The 12893-nt window shown below is 64.5% G+C and carries 14 protein-coding genes and 1 tRNA gene; 8 read left to right on the top strand and 7 right to left on the bottom strand.

Features of this window, described 5'->3' with window-relative positions; translation table 11 throughout:
* Positions 1–40: 40 nt before the first annotated feature.
* Positions 41–937 (bottom strand): fructose bisphosphate aldolase, encoded by an 897-nt coding sequence (locus HMP06_RS06445; protein WP_176496347.1) that lies wholly within the window; start codon positions 935–937, stop codon positions 41–43.
* A gap of 148 nt (positions 938–1085) precedes the next feature.
* On the opposite strand from HMP06_RS06445, the gene HMP06_RS06450 reads away from it, so the two are divergent.
* Positions 1086–1610, top strand: a complete 525-nt coding sequence (locus HMP06_RS06450; protein WP_232089887.1) for a TlpA family protein disulfide reductase — start codon at positions 1086–1088, stop codon at positions 1608–1610.
* Positions 1611–1644: 34 nt separating this feature from the next.
* Here HMP06_RS06450 and HMP06_RS06455 read toward each other — a convergent pair whose 3' ends face one another.
* Genes HMP06_RS06455 through gap form a run of 3 tightly spaced genes read right to left on the bottom strand, consistent with a single transcriptional unit; the run spans position 1645 to position 4297 of the window.
* On the bottom strand, positions 1645–2835 hold the full coding sequence (locus HMP06_RS06455; RefSeq protein WP_176496348.1) for a phosphoglycerate kinase: 1191 nt from the start codon (positions 2833–2835) through the stop codon (positions 1645–1647).
* Positions 2832–3239 carry an MOSC domain-containing protein gene (locus tag HMP06_RS06460; RefSeq protein ID WP_176496349.1) on the bottom strand — a complete coding sequence of 136 codons (408 nt, stop codon included), beginning with the start codon at positions 3237–3239 and terminating at the stop codon, positions 2832–2834. Before HMP06_RS06460 ends, HMP06_RS06455 begins: the two co-directional genes overlap by 4 nt.
* Before the next feature lie 47 nt (positions 3240–3286).
* Positions 3287–4297: a type I glyceraldehyde-3-phosphate dehydrogenase gene (gene gap / locus HMP06_RS06465; protein WP_176496350.1), complete on the bottom strand. Its 1011-nt coding sequence runs from the start codon at positions 4295–4297 to the stop codon at positions 3287–3289.
* 180 nt (positions 4298–4477) lie between these two features.
* Here gap and HMP06_RS06470 point away from each other — a divergent pair, with 180 nt between their 5' ends.
* The 4 genes from HMP06_RS06470 to HMP06_RS06485 all read left to right on the top strand — a co-directional run bounded on the left by HMP06_RS06470 (position 4478) and on the right by HMP06_RS06485 (position 5997).
* A complete protein-coding gene (locus HMP06_RS06470) occupies positions 4478–4663 on the top strand; it encodes a hypothetical protein (protein ID WP_176496351.1) in 186 nt (61 codons plus the stop codon).
* The gene (locus HMP06_RS06475; RefSeq protein ID WP_176496352.1) at positions 4663–4950 is read left to right on the top strand and encodes a cell division protein ZapA; all 288 of its coding nucleotides are present in this window, start codon (positions 4663–4665) and stop codon (positions 4948–4950) included. Before HMP06_RS06470 ends, HMP06_RS06475 begins: the two co-directional genes overlap by 1 nt.
* Positions 4951–5242: 292 nt before the next feature.
* On the top strand, positions 5243–5791 hold the full coding sequence (locus HMP06_RS06480) for a 5-formyltetrahydrofolate cyclo-ligase (protein ID WP_232089888.1): 549 nt from the start codon (positions 5243–5245) through the stop codon (positions 5789–5791).
* Positions 5788–5997: a DUF2842 domain-containing protein gene (locus HMP06_RS06485; protein WP_176496354.1), complete on the top strand. Its 210-nt coding sequence runs from the start codon at positions 5788–5790 to the stop codon at positions 5995–5997. Before HMP06_RS06480 ends, HMP06_RS06485 begins: the two co-directional genes overlap by 4 nt.
* A 114-nt stretch (positions 5998–6111) precedes the next feature.
* Here HMP06_RS06485 and HMP06_RS06490 read toward each other — a convergent pair.
* A tRNA-Asp gene (locus HMP06_RS06490) sits at positions 6112–6188 on the bottom strand.
* Positions 6189–6233: 45 nt separating this feature from the next.
* The gene (locus HMP06_RS06495) at positions 6234–7448 is read right to left on the bottom strand and encodes an AI-2E family transporter (RefSeq protein ID WP_176496355.1); all 1215 of its coding nucleotides are present in this window, start codon (positions 7446–7448) and stop codon (positions 6234–6236) included.
* Between the two features lie 54 nt (positions 7449–7502).
* Here HMP06_RS06495 and HMP06_RS06500 point away from each other — a divergent pair, with 54 nt between their 5' ends.
* Together HMP06_RS06500 and HMP06_RS06505 are read left to right on the top strand one after the other, a co-directional pair.
* Positions 7503–8990 carry an FGGY family carbohydrate kinase gene (locus tag HMP06_RS06500; protein WP_176496356.1) on the top strand — a complete coding sequence of 496 codons (1488 nt, stop codon included), beginning with the start codon at positions 7503–7505 and terminating at the stop codon, positions 8988–8990.
* Between the two features lie 30 nt (positions 8991–9020).
* Positions 9021–9713, top strand: a complete 693-nt coding sequence (locus HMP06_RS06505; RefSeq protein WP_176496357.1) for a hypothetical protein — start codon at positions 9021–9023, stop codon at positions 9711–9713.
* Positions 9714–9731: 18 nt separating this feature from the next.
* On the opposite strand, the gene HMP06_RS06510 is transcribed toward HMP06_RS06505, so the two are convergent.
* Positions 9732–11432: a class I adenylate-forming enzyme family protein gene (locus tag HMP06_RS06510; protein WP_176498398.1), complete on the bottom strand. Its 1701-nt coding sequence runs from the start codon at positions 11430–11432 to the stop codon at positions 9732–9734.
* Between the two features lie 180 nt (positions 11433–11612).
* Between HMP06_RS06510 and HMP06_RS06515 the strand changes: the two genes are divergently transcribed.
* On the top strand, positions 11613–12845 hold the full coding sequence (locus HMP06_RS06515) for a serine hydrolase domain-containing protein (RefSeq protein ID WP_176496358.1): 1233 nt from the start codon (positions 11613–11615) through the stop codon (positions 12843–12845).
* Positions 12846–12893: the final 48 nt, after the last annotated feature.

A 12893-nucleotide genomic window follows, 5' to 3' on the forward strand; every position in this document is an offset into this window, starting at 1 on the left:
CCTAACCGCAGATCGCGCGCAGCGAAAGTCTGCGCAGGGATCAGCCCGCCGTCTTGTCCGTCGATGCCGTGTAAATCTCGTCTATCGCGGCTCCCAGCGCAGCGTCGAACTCGGCATCGCTCATCTGGTGGCGCAGATCGGACAACAACGCGCGGCTGAAGCTAGCGATCATGCCCCGGTTTTTAGCCAGTTCGGCGCACGCCTCGCTCCGGCTGAACCCGCCCGACAGTGCGACGACGCGCAGCACGCGCGGGTGATCGACCAGCGGCGCGAACAGGTTCGCGGTCGCGGGGATCGAAACTTTCAGCATGACTTTGTCGTCGCCGGTCATTGCATCAAGCGCCTTGAGAATTTCCTCAAGCAGGATCTGGTCGGCCTGAGCGCGCTCGGCGCTTTTGATGTTCACTTCTGGCTCGAGGATCGGCATCAGCCCGCCGGCCAGCACCTGCGTGGCAATCTCGAACTGCTGCGCGACAATCGCGGCGATGCCCGCACGGTTGGCCAGGTTAACGACCGAGCGTTCCTTGGTGCCGAACACACCGAGCGCCTTCGCACGCGCTAGCAAGGCGTCGAGTCCCGGCATTGGATTCATCAACTGCACGCCGTCGGCCTCATTCTCCAGGCCCTTGTCGATCTTGAGGAAGGGTATGACACCGCGGTCGCGCAGCGCCTGCGGCGCGGGCTTGCCGTCGACCAGCCCGTCCATCGTGCGTTCGAACAGGATCGCGCCGATCACCTTGTCGCCGCTGAAGCTCGGCGCGGTGATGATCCGGCTGCGCATGTCGTGGATCAGCGCGAACATCTCCTCGTCCGACGCCCAGCCGCCATCGATGCCGTAGCCGGCAAGCGCCTTGGGGGTCGATCCACCGCTCTGGTCGAGTGCTGCGATAAAGCCGTTGCCGGTCGCGATCTTGGCCATCATGTCCTGGTCGAGCATCGAATGTCCCTCAAATATCTGCGCGCCGTTTGGCGTCCTGCATACGAATGTTGCCGCGGCTGTTAGCCGGGCGCGCCGCGCGGGGCAACGGTTGACCTCGGTGACCCCGCGCGTCAGTCTGCGACGCGACATCATGCGGGGGCGAACGATGCGCATTTCATTGAATTCCGCGAAAAGAATAGTTGCGGGCGCGGGATTGTGTCTTGCCGCGCCGCTGCTGCTGGGGGCGAGCGGACCGGCCAAGGTTGGCGCGGTGGCCCCACCGTTCGAACTCACGCTGATGGACGGCACCAAAATTTCCTCGGCCGGTCTGCGCGGGCAAGTGGTGGTGCTCAATTTCTGGGCGACGTGGTGTGTGCCATGCCGGGCCGAGCTTCCGTTGCTCGATCGCTATTATGAGATCCAGCGCGACCGCGGGCTACGCGTTTTCGCAATCACGACCGAAGATTCGCTCCAACTGTATCAGCTCAAGAAGCTGTTCGCGGTCATGAAGATCCCAGCGATCCGCAAGTTGAAAGGAAACTACGGGTCGCTGGGCGGCGTGCCGACCAACTACATCATCGATCGCGCGGGCCGCATCCGCTACGCCAAGGCGGCAGCGTTCGATCTGGATGCGCTCAACAAGGAGTTGGTGCCGCTGCTACTCGAACCGGCCCCCGCGCCGACATCCTGACGGAGGTATCGCCTCCGTCAGTCGCCAAGATCTCTTACCCCTGCCGCAACGCCGCGACACCGGGCAAGTCCTTGCCCTCCATCCACTCCAGGAACGCGCCGCCTGCGGTTGAGACGAAGGTGAAATCCTCTGCCGCGCCCGCCTGGTTGAGCGCGGCAACGGTATCGCCGCCGCCCGCGACCGAAACGAGCGAACCGCTCTTGGTCAGTGCCGCAGCCGTCCGCGCCAGCGCGACGGTCGCCGTGTCGAACGGCGGCGTCTCGAACGCGCCGAGCGGGCCGTTCCACACCAAAGTCCGGCAAGTCTTGAGCACATCGGCCAGAGCCTCGGTCGCGGCGGGGCCGATGTCGAGGATCATCTCGTCGGCGGCGACTTCGTGGACGTTGACCGTGCGCACCGGCGGATTGGCGCGGAATTCCGTTGCCACTACGACATCATAGGGCAAATGGATCGTGCAATTGGCGCGCTCGGCGGCGGCGAAGATTTCCTCGGCCGTGCTGGTCAGGTCATGCTCGCACAAAGACTTGCCGACATCGACACCGCGCGCCGCGAGGAAGGTGTTCGCCATCCCGCCGCCGATAATCAAGTGATCGACCCGGCTGACGAGATGCTGCAGCACGTCGAGCTTGGTCGAGACCTTCGCGCCGCCGACCACTGCTGCGACCGGATGTTCGGGATTTCCCAGCGCCTTGTCGAGCGCATCCAGCTCGGCCTGCATCGCCCGCCCGGCAAAGGCCGGGAGCACATGCGCCAGCCCCTCGGTCGAGGCGTGGGCGCGATGCGCCGCCGAAAAAGCGTCGTTTACGTAGAGATCGCCGAGCGCGGCGAAGCGCGCCACGGTCGCGGGGTCATTCTTTTCCTCGCCGCCGAAGAAGCGGGTGTTTTCAAGCACCGCAATATCGCCGGGGGCGAGCGCCGCGACGGCTGCGACGTCGCCTTCCCAGTCGACATAATGCACTGGTCGACCGAGCACCCCAGCATAGGGCTCGACGATCTGGCTGAGTGACAACTCAGCGCTCGGGCCTTTGGGTCGCCCGAAATGCGCGAGGATCAGCACGATGGCGCCATTGTCGGCGAGTTCGGTCACGGTCGGTACGGTCGCGCGGAACCGCGTATCGTCGCTCACCACGCCGTCCTGCATCGGCACGTTCAGATCCTCGCGCACCAGCACGCGCTTGCCGCGCACGTCGCCGATATCGTCGAGCGTCTTGAAAGCTCTCGTCATTCTTCCACCCTTACAGTGTCACCGACGCGGATGATCCCGCCAGCCAATACGCGTGAACACGCCCCGCCGCGCCAATCGACCAGCAGCGCAGCGCGCAGGCCGGGGGCAAGCGCTTCCATCCGTTCGCACGGATCGGTCTCACGCGTGATCTGCAGCACGACCGTATCGCCGATGCGCAGCTTGGTCCCGGCAATCTGCGGCAGATCAAGCCCTTCGACCAGCAAGTTCGCACGCCGTTCGAACCACGGGATGCTATGCCCGGTCTCCGCCATCGCGGCGGCCCAGTCGCCCGTCTCGACCAGCGTGACTTGCCGTCGCCCCTTGCCGCCGGGCTTCACCACGCCACGAAAATCGCCGCTCAGGCCGCGTTCGACGCTCACCTCGACATGGTCGAGCGTCTCCATCGGCCCCTTCGGCCGCGCGTGACGCGCGATTCCGGCGAGCAATCCGCTCAGAGGAACTTGCCCATCGCGGCAGCGGTATCGATCATGCGGTTCGAGAAACCCCATTCATTGTCATACCAGCTGACCACGCGCACGAGCTTACCGTCGAGCACCGCGGTTTCGAGGCTGTCGACCGTCGATGAGGCCGAGGTGTGCATCAGATCGATCGAGACCAGCGGCTCATCCGACCAGTCGAGGATGCCGACCAGCGGGCCGCTCTCGGACGCGGCCTTCAGGATCGCGTTAACCTCGTCCCGCGTGGTGTCGCGCTTGGGCGTGAAGGTCAGGTCGATCAGCGACACGTCGGGGGTCGGCACGCGGATCGCCGAGCCGTCGAGTTTACCCTTCAATTCCGGCAGCACTTCGCCAACCGCGCGCGCGGCACCGGTGGTGGTCGGGATCATCGACATACCAGCGGCGCGCGCACGGCGCAGATCGGGGTGGATCTGGTCGAGGATCTTCTGGTCGTTGGTATAGGCGTGCACGGTGGTCATCAGGCCGCGTTCGATCCCGATCGCATCGTTGAGCACCTTGGCGACGGGGGCCAGGCAGTTGGTGGTGCACGACGCGTTCGACACGATCGTGTGCTCGGCGGTCAGCTTGTCGTTATTGACGCCGAACACGACCGTCAGATCGACATTCTTGCCGGGCGCCGAGATCAGCACCTTCTTGGCACCGGCATCGAGATGCTTCTGACAGCTTTCGCGGTCGGTGAAGAAGCCGGTGCATTCAAGCACGATATCCACGCCCAGTTCGCCGTGCGGCAAATTGGCGGGATCGCGCTCGGCGGTGACGCGGATGCGCTTGCCGTCGACGACCAGATCATTGCCCTCGGCCGAAACCTTGCCGGGATATTTGCCATGCACCGAATCGCGGCTGAACAGCCACGCGTTGGACTTCGCATCGGCAAGATCGTTGATTGCGACCAGATCGAGCCCGCTGTCGCTCCGCTCGAGAATCGCACGCGCGACAAGACGGCCAATGCGCCCGAAACCGTTGATCGCAACCTTGATCGTCATCGCTATAGCTCCTTGAAAACGGATCGGCCCGGCGGCGCATTGCGGCATCCGAGTCCTGCAATGCGCGCGTCTTTGCGGGCGACGGGCGCGCACGTCAACCGTCGCGCGACGCGCCCGGCTTGCCACATCACCGTCACAAATGCGCCTTGTGGAGGCGTCGCGGCATGCTATCTGCTGCGCATGGCAGAGGCACCCCCCCCGACCGCGCTCGACCGGATCGACCGGGCGCTTGCCCGGATCGAGGCCGCCGCAGCGCAGCGCGACACCAGCCGCGCAAGACTGATCGAACGTCATGAAACGCTGCGCCGCCGTATGGCGGAGGCTATTGCCGCGCTGGATGCGATCATCGAACGCGAGCAAAATTGATGGCAGACGTAACGCTCACCATTGGCGACCGCCGGCATACCGTCGCCTGCCCCGATGGGCAGGAGAATCAGGTGCGTCGTCTCGGCACGATGCTCGATGCGCATTGGGCGACCGCCGCACGCGCGTCGGGCGGGCTCAATGGCGAGCGCACGATGTTGTTCGTCGCGCTGATGCTCGCCGACGAACTCGAAGAGGCAGACCGTCGCCCAGCAGCCGCGAAGGACGAGGTCGTCCTGGCCCGCATCGCGGACCGGCTCGAATCGCTCGCAGCATCCCTTGAGCAATAGCGGGAACGCGCCTATATCTATGAACGGCGGGCACTGCCCGATACGCGCCTTTATTATCCCTGAGGCTATTCATCATCCATAGGGGGCTGTCCCTGTTAGGATCTTGGTCCGAAGCACATGGTCCCCACCTGACGTACCGTGCGTCAGTGGATAACCCGGCCAACGGTCACGGCGGTCCCGCCACCCGCGCCGCGCGCACGACGACAGCGGAGCTGTCGCCGAGACGCACAAGCGCGGCCGGGCTCGGCTTCAGCCGAGCTTCGACGGCGCGGCTTTGCCGCGACGCGCGTCTGTGAGCATCGACAAAGTCCAATTACGGTCGCAAATTCGCGCCTCCCGCGACGCGTTCGTGGCCGGAAGGCCGCCAGCGCTCGAAGCGCCACCAGAATATCACGCATTGCTGAAGGCCGGGCTCACCGTCGCGTCCTACGTGCCCGTTGGGAGCGAAGCAGACCCGTCGCGGCTCGCGCGCGCTGCGGTCGAGGCGGGCTGCGTCATCGCCCTGCCCCACGTCACGATTCGCGCCGAACCGATGCGCTTCCTTTCCTGGGCGACCGAGGCGGCGCTGGTTGCCGGCCCGTTCGGCCTCCAGCAGCCAGCAGCGGACGCCGCAGCGCTCGTCCCCGACATCATCCTCACGCCCTTGCTCGCGTTCGATTCGAAGCTCGACCGACTCGGCCAGGGTGCTGGCTATTACGACCGCGCCTTTGCCGAGTTCCCGAACGCCCGCCGGATCGGCGTCGCCTGGAACGTACAATGCGTCGATGGGCTCCCGGTCGATCCGTGGGATATGCCGCTCGACGCCGTCATTACCGAATCAGGATGGATCACCGCTTTATGACCCCAAGTTGGCGCAAACCCGTGGGCATGCTTGGCATCCTCGCGCTGATCACTGTCTGGTGCGTTCTGGCCGCCAGCCTGTCGGGTCCGGTCGGGCAACTGCACCCGCTGCTGCAGGCGGTGTTTTATTTGGTCGCAGGCATCGCGTGGATTTGGGTGCTGCCGCTCAGGCGGATGCTGGCGTGGATGGAGACCGGGCGTTGGTGATTTTCGCCTAGAGAGCGTCGCGGCAAAGCCGCGCCGTCCACCGGGTCATTGGCCCCGCCGGCCGACCGTGCAAGTCTCGTAATTTGCTTCGCAAATTTCGTGCTTGCTGCGCTTTGGCGCGAGTGACGGGGCTCGAACCCGCGACCTCCGGCGTGACAGGCCGGCGCTCTAACCAACTGAGCTACACCCGCTTGTAAAGCGGCAGGCGGGCCAACTATGCGAGCCGCCCTACCCTGTCAACCACCGGTTTCACGTTCTTCCGAAGAAGTGTCGAAACGACCTTTGCCGCGCGTCGTCAATGTGCCGTGTTCGAACAGGAATCCGGCGATATCGGGCTTGCCTGCTGCGCCGATGATGGTTTGCAAAATAATCAGCAAAGGCACCGCCAGCAGCGTGCCCGCCGTGCCCCACACCCATGACCAGAAGCTGATCGACACGAGAATCATGATCGGGTTGATCGTCAGCCGGTGCCCGACGATCAACGGCGTGATCGCATTCGCTTCGATCAAATGACAGCCGATCATCGCAAAGGCGGGAATCAGCGCGACCCAAATGTCCTGAAACGTCATGAGGCCGCCCAGCGCGAGCAACATAGCCGCCGCGATCGGCCCGAAATAGGGCACATAATTGAGCAACGCGACGATCCCGCCCCACATCAATGGAAACGGCATCCCCATCACCCAGAGCAGCCCGGAGATCAGCAGGCCGAGCGACAGGTTGATCACCGTGATCGTGCCCAGATAGGCCGAGGTATCGTCCACCACGTCCTGAATCACCCGCGCGGTCGCCATCGCGCCGCCAAAGCTCGCCCGGCTGGTGATCGTCTTCTTGCGCAGCCGGGTCCAGCCGGAAAGAAAGAAGAACACGATCAGCACGCCAAAGAACACTTGCACGATGACCGACGGCGCGAAGCTTGCCGCAAGCTCGAGAATCGAACTCGGCGGGGTCACGGCGGTCGTTGCGGGGGCCTTGATCGGGCCGGTCGCGGCGAGATGCTGAACAGTGCGGTTGAGATATTTCTGGAAGCTTTGATACAGGTCGATTAGCGGCGCGATGTTCATTTGGATGCGGTCGATTCGTTCGGGCAGACGCCGGAAGAATTCGGTCGCCGGCACGATGATCGCCGCCAGCGCGACGTTCGCCGCGACGAGGAACAGCAGGACGCACGTGAGAGCCGCAAGCGCGGAGGGCACGCGCCGCCGCTCCAGCCATTCTAGGATCGGCACCAACGCCACCGCGATCACCAGCGCTGCCGTGGTCGGCAGGAAAAATTCGGCCCCGGCCTTCAGCGCGAACGGCACTGCCAGCGCCAGCCCCGCCCCCGCGATCAGCGTCAGCGCCGCCAGCAAGCGATCTCGCCTTAGCGCAACCCGCGGCTCGTCGGCGTCCTCGGCCGCCTCCACCGTCGGCAATTCGAAAGCGCCGCTCTTGCTGTCATCCAGGTCTGCCATCCCAAGACTCTAGCGGCATTCCCACGCGGCGCAAACGGCGCTAGCGAGGATGCCATGTCCGATCTCATCCTGGTCATCGACGAGGGCACCACCTCGACCCGCGCCATGCTGTTCCGCCCCGACGGGACGTGCCTCTCCACGCGCGCGGAGGAGTTGACCCAACATTATCCCGAGCCCGGCCGAGTCGAGCATGATGCCAGCGAAATCTGGGAGAAGACGCTTGCCGTGACGCGCGCCGTGATCGACGAAGCGGGCGGTGCCGAGCGGATCGCCGCGATCGGCATTACCAATCAGCGCGAGACGGTGGTGTTTTGGGACCGCGAGACCGGCGAACCGCTCGCACCCGCGATCGTCTGGCAGGACCGCCGCACCGCCGCGACATGCCGCGCGCTGAAAGAGGCGGGTCACGAAAGCGTCGTCCAGGCCAAGACCGGCCTGCTGCTCGACCCCTATTTCTCCGGGAGCAAGATTGGCTGGGCAATGGAGCATTGGCCCGCGGTCAAGGCAGCCGGCAAGCGGCTGGCCGTGGGGACGGTCGAAAGCTGGCTAATCTGGAAACTGACCGCCAACGAAAACCGGGGCGGCCTGCACATCACCGACGCGACCAACGCCAGCCGTACCGCGCTGATGGCGATCGGCAGCGGCCAATGGGACGACGGGTTGATCGATCTCTTCGCCGTACCCCGCGCGGCCTTGCCCGAGATCGTCGATTGCGCCGGGCAATTCGGCGAGACCACTTTGTTCGGTGCCGCGATCCCGATCTGCGGCATCGCCGGTGACCAGCAAGCCGCGACGATCGGCCAATCCTGCCTCGCGGTCGGCGAAACCAAGGCCACCTTCGGCACCGGCGCATTCGTGCTGAGCCAGGCCGGGCCGACGCCGCCGACCTCGCGCAATCGCTTGCTATCGACGATCGTCTGGCAGCTTGGCGGGCGGCGCTCCTATGCGCTCGAAGGTTCGGTGTTCGTCGCGGGTAGCCTGATCAAATGGCTGCGCGACGAAGTGGCGCTGATCGGCACAGCGGCTGAAACCGAAGCGCTCGCGCGCAGCGTGCCCGATAATGGCGGCGTCTACTTCGTGCCCGCTTTGTCCGGGCTCGGCGCACCGTGGTGGGAGCCCGACGCGCGCGGTGCGATCTCGGGCCTCAGCTTCTCGACCGGCAAGGCACACATCGTCCGCGCCGCGCTGGAGGCGATGGCGCATCAGGCGCATGATCTGAAGACCGCCTTTGCCGCCGATGGCGTCGATTGGGCGACGGTTCGAATCGACGGCGGCATGGTTGCAAACGACTGGATGGCGCAGGACATGGCCGACATGCTTGGCGTCAGCGTCGAGCGGCCAAAATTCGCGGAGACCACCGCGTTGGGGGCGGGCATGCTGGCCGGGATCGGCTGCGGCCTCTTCGCCGACCTCGCCGAGGCCAGCGTCATGCGCGGCGCAGTCGAGACGTTCGAGCCAACAATGGCCGCAGAAACCCGCAACGCGCGCCTGACGGGGTGGAAAGTGGCGGTGGAGAGTGCAATCGCCCGACCGAATACGTGACTCCGTCCGCAACTGACCTACAAAGCTGACATGCGTAGCGTCGATTTCAGTTCGTGGCAGGCTGTCGTCTCGACCATGCTCGGTCTTGCACTCATCACGCTCGTCGGGGTCGGGATCCGCCTGGTGGCGATGTACACGCTCCAGCAGCGCCGCGAGCGCGAGAATCGCCAAATCAATGAACGCCTGCGCGTTCTGATCGCCGCGTACAAGACGCTCGGCGGATCGTTCACCGGCAATCTGGCGGTGGATCCGACCCATTTGCGCGATCTGCGTCGCGCCACCGACCGCGCCGAAATGCCGCCAGGTGATTCCCCCGCAGAAGCAGGGTCGGATCGCGCCCGGCGAACCCGGGATGCGGTCGAGGCCGCTTTATCCGACGTGATCCTGCTCGGCACCGAAGAGCATGTCCGCCTTTCGGAGCGCGCCGCGCGCGAGCTCGTCGCGGGTCAGCCGGTTCACATCGATCAACTCGTGGTGTCGCTACGCGCGTTTATCCGGCAGGCACTCGGCCTCGCCCGCATCCCCGCAGACCTGTCGATCCCGCGCCAGGGCCCGACCCGGCCATCCGGGTCCGGCGGTCGCGGAAGAAGCGATGGCGACTCGCGGCAAACAGGCGGCAAAGGTGGCGGCGGCGGTGGCGGTGGCGGTAGCGGTAGCGGTATGGGCGGCGGCGGAATCGGCGGCACTGCCACCGACGACCCAGGCACCACCCACCACGGCTAAGCGCTACACCTGCGTGCCTCAGGCGGCGATTCGATCCTCGAACAGCGCCTTCAGATCCTTCTTCAGGATCTTGCCATTGGCGTTCCGGGGTAGCGTCTCATGCACGAAGCGGATCGCAACCGGCGTCTTGAAGATCGCGAGGCGGGCCTTTACCCAAGCCTGCAATTCCGCTTCGCTCGCCTCCATTCCGGGCGCGAGGTGGACGACGGCGGCGGGCTCTTCTCCCAGCGTGCGATGCGGGATACCGATCAGCGCACAATCGGTGACGGCGGGATGTGCGTACAGCACATTCTCGACCTCGGACGAATAGATGTTCTCGCCGCCGCGGATGATCATGTCCTTGGCGCGATCGACAATGTAGACGAAGCCCTCCTCGTCGAGCTTGGCCAGATCGCCGGTCCGCACCCAACCGTCGACGAAGGTCGCAGCGGTCGCTTCGGGCTTGTTCCAATAACCCTTCACGACCATCGGCCCGCGCGCCCACAGCTCGCCGACGTCGCCGATCGCCAATTCGGTCTCGCCTTCCTCGTCCATGATTTTCAGATCGGCGACCGGCGCGGGCGGCCCGGCGCTGGTTGGCCGAGCGAGATAATCCTCGCCGCCATGCCCGGTGACGGTCGCCATCGTCTCGGTCATGCCCCAGCCGTTGGACGGGAGCGCGCCGAATTCGGTGAAGATGCGCCGCACCAATTCGGGTGCCGAAGGCGCGCCGCCATAAGCGATCGCCTCGAGCGAGGACAGATCGTAACGTGCGCGATCGGGATGCTCCAGAATTTGCCACGCTATCGTCGGCACGCCGCCGGTGACATGCACTTTCTCACGCTCGATCAGTTCCATCGCGCGAACCACGTCCCATTTACGCAGGAAGACGATCGTATTGCCGGCCGCGATCGTCATCATCATCGTCGCGCTGCACGCCGTAACGTGGAACATCGGGATGACGGTGAGGAAGGTCTTGGGAGTCGGATCGGGGATCGCCTCGCCGCGCCGCAAATACGACCGCGCGCCCGAATAGGCCGAGGTCAGGATATTGGTGGTCAGGTTGCGATGCGTCCCGAGCGCCCCTTTGGGGTTGCCGGTCGTGCCGCTGGTGTAGAAAATCGTGGCATCGTCATCGGGCAGCAACTCAACCGGCGGCAGCTCAGTCTCAGGCAGCGTTGCATAACCGTGTGGCGTGCCGATCAGATCCTCGAGCCGCATCGCGCGCGGATCGAGCGGGCCAGAGGCGCGCGCGACAATCATCTTTTCCAGTGCCGGCAGCGCGGGATTGTCCGCCGACAGCCGCTGGTATCGCTCGTCATCGACGAACAGGATGCGGCAGCCCGAATCGTCGATACCATATTCCAGTTCGCCCGAAGTCCACCACGCGTTCAACGGGACGACGATTGCCCCGATGCTGGCGGCGGCGAAGAAAATCACCGGCCATTCGGGCAAATTGCGCATCGCCAGGCCGACGCGGTCGCCCTTGGCGATCCCCATGCCGATCAACGCGTGCGCGAGTGTCGCCACCGCGCGGAAATGCGCAGCATAGGTGACGCGTTCATCCTCATAGACGATGAATTCGCGCTCGCCATGCGCGCGCGACATCGCGATCAGCGCGGGCAGCGACGGCGGTGCATGCTTCCACACGCGCGTCGGCACGCCGCCAATGTCGACCGTCTCGATCTCGAACTTGCCACCGGCAACGGTCAATGCCGCCTGCGTCTCGGCCAAGGTCATTTTGGGCCAGGTGGGGTCGAGCGCGACAAGCGGTTCGGTATTCACGAAGATGCTCTCCTTTGTGCCGGCGCGCGCAGCAGTTGAAACTCGGGTTTGCCGCGTCGATCGAATTTCGCAAGGTTAGTGTTGATTCGAGCGCCACTCAAGGCAATAGGGTGGGCGCGCTTTCGAATTAGGGGTATGGAAACCGACATGACCGTGAACCTGCCCGTCACCGGACGATTCGACACCGCCCGCCTTGCCGCGATCGATACGTTTCTCAAGGAACGCTATCTCGATTCGGGCAAGCTGCCCAATTGCCAATTGCTGATCGCGCAGGCTGGCGAAATCGCGCATTTCTCATCACAAGGCGCGGCGCGCGAGGGTGGCGCAAGCATCAATGAGACGTCGCTGTTCCGCATCGCCAGCATGACCAAGCCGATCACCTCGATCGCCTTCATGATGCTGGTAGAGGAGGGCAAGGTCGCGGTCGATACGCCGGTCCACCACGTGCTGCCTGAATTCAAAGGACTCGGTGTCTATAATGGCGGCGGTGGCGGTGTGCCGTTCCAGACCAAGCCGACGACCGAACCGATGCGCATGGTCGATCTGCTCCGCCACACCGCGGGCCTGACCTATGGCTTCCAGAATCGCTCGAACATCGATGCCGCCTACCGCGAGGGCAAGATCGAGAATTGGCACGGTGGGCTGGACCTGAACGAGTTCATCGCTGCGCTAGGTCAGTTGCCGCTCGAATTTTCGCCGGGCGAGGCGTGGAATTATTCGGTCGCGACCGACGTACTGGGTGCCGTGGTCGAGCGGGTATCCGGCCTGCCGCTCGCCGACTTCTTCCGCACGCGAATCTTCGCCCCGCTCAAGATGGACGACACCTTTTTCGCGGTGCCCCAGGACAAGATCGACCGCCTGACCGATTGCTACACCTTCGTGCCCGGAAAGGGGCGCATCATGTACGACCGCGGTGAGGCAAGCGCTTGGAGCCGGATGCCTAAGCTGGTGTCCGGCGGCGGTGGGCTGGTTTCGACCGCGCTCGATTACCACCGCTTTTGCACGATGCTGTTGAACGGCGGCGAACTCGACGGCGCGCGGATTGTCGGGCGCAAGACGATCGAACTTATGACGATGAACCATCTACCGGGCGGATCGGATCTCGCCGCCATGTCGAAATCGTTGTTCAGTGAAGCGGCGAATGCGGGCACCGGCTTCGGGCTGGGCTTCGCGGTCAATATCGATGTCGCGCGATCGATGATCCCCGGTTCGGTTGGCGAATATTATTGGGGCGGCATGTTCTCAACCGCCTTCTTCGTCGATCCGGTCGAGCAACTGTCGATGGTGTTCATGACGCAGATGAGCCCGAGCAATGTTTACCCGATCCGGCGCGAGTTGAAGACGTTGATTTATAGCGCGTTGAGCTGAGTTTTCCGTGCTCCGGCGCGGGCCGGAGCTTTGCATTGTGACCGAACC

This window comes from Sphingomonas sp. HMP6 (assembly GCF_013374095.1).
Taxonomy (GTDB): domain Bacteria; phylum Pseudomonadota; class Alphaproteobacteria; order Sphingomonadales; family Sphingomonadaceae; genus Sphingomonas.

Coding starts and splice junctions, on each gene's coding strand:
- HMP06_RS06445 (WP_176496347.1), bottom strand. CDS start 937: ATGCTCGACCAGGACATGATGGCCAAGATCGCGACCGGCAACGGCTTT.
- HMP06_RS06450 (WP_232089887.1), top strand. CDS start 1,086: ATGCGCATTTCATTGAATTCCGCGAAAAGAATAGTTGCGGGCGCGGGA.
- HMP06_RS06455 (WP_176496348.1), bottom strand. CDS start 2,835: ATGACGAGAGCTTTCAAGACGCTCGACGATATCGGCGACGTGCGCGGC.
- HMP06_RS06460 (WP_176496349.1), bottom strand. CDS start 3,239: ATGGAGACGCTCGACCATGTCGAGGTGAGCGTCGAACGCGGCCTGAGC.
- gap (WP_176496350.1), bottom strand. CDS start 4,297: ATGACGATCAAGGTTGCGATCAACGGTTTCGGGCGCATTGGCCGTCTT.
- HMP06_RS06470 (WP_176496351.1), top strand. CDS start 4,478: ATGGCAGAGGCACCCCCCCCGACCGCGCTCGACCGGATCGACCGGGCG.
- HMP06_RS06475 (WP_176496352.1), top strand. CDS start 4,663: ATGGCAGACGTAACGCTCACCATTGGCGACCGCCGGCATACCGTCGCC.
- HMP06_RS06485 (WP_176496354.1), top strand. CDS start 5,788: ATGACCCCAAGTTGGCGCAAACCCGTGGGCATGCTTGGCATCCTCGCG.
- HMP06_RS06495 (WP_176496355.1), bottom strand. CDS start 7,448: ATGGCAGACCTGGATGACAGCAAGAGCGGCGCTTTCGAATTGCCGACG.
- HMP06_RS06500 (WP_176496356.1), top strand. CDS start 7,503: ATGTCCGATCTCATCCTGGTCATCGACGAGGGCACCACCTCGACCCGC.
- HMP06_RS06505 (WP_176496357.1), top strand. CDS start 9,021: ATGCGTAGCGTCGATTTCAGTTCGTGGCAGGCTGTCGTCTCGACCATG.
- HMP06_RS06510 (WP_176498398.1), bottom strand. CDS start 11,432: ATGACCTTGGCCGAGACGCAGGCGGCATTGACCGTTGCCGGTGGCAAG.
- HMP06_RS06515 (WP_176496358.1), top strand. CDS start 11,613: ATGGAAACCGACATGACCGTGAACCTGCCCGTCACCGGACGATTCGAC.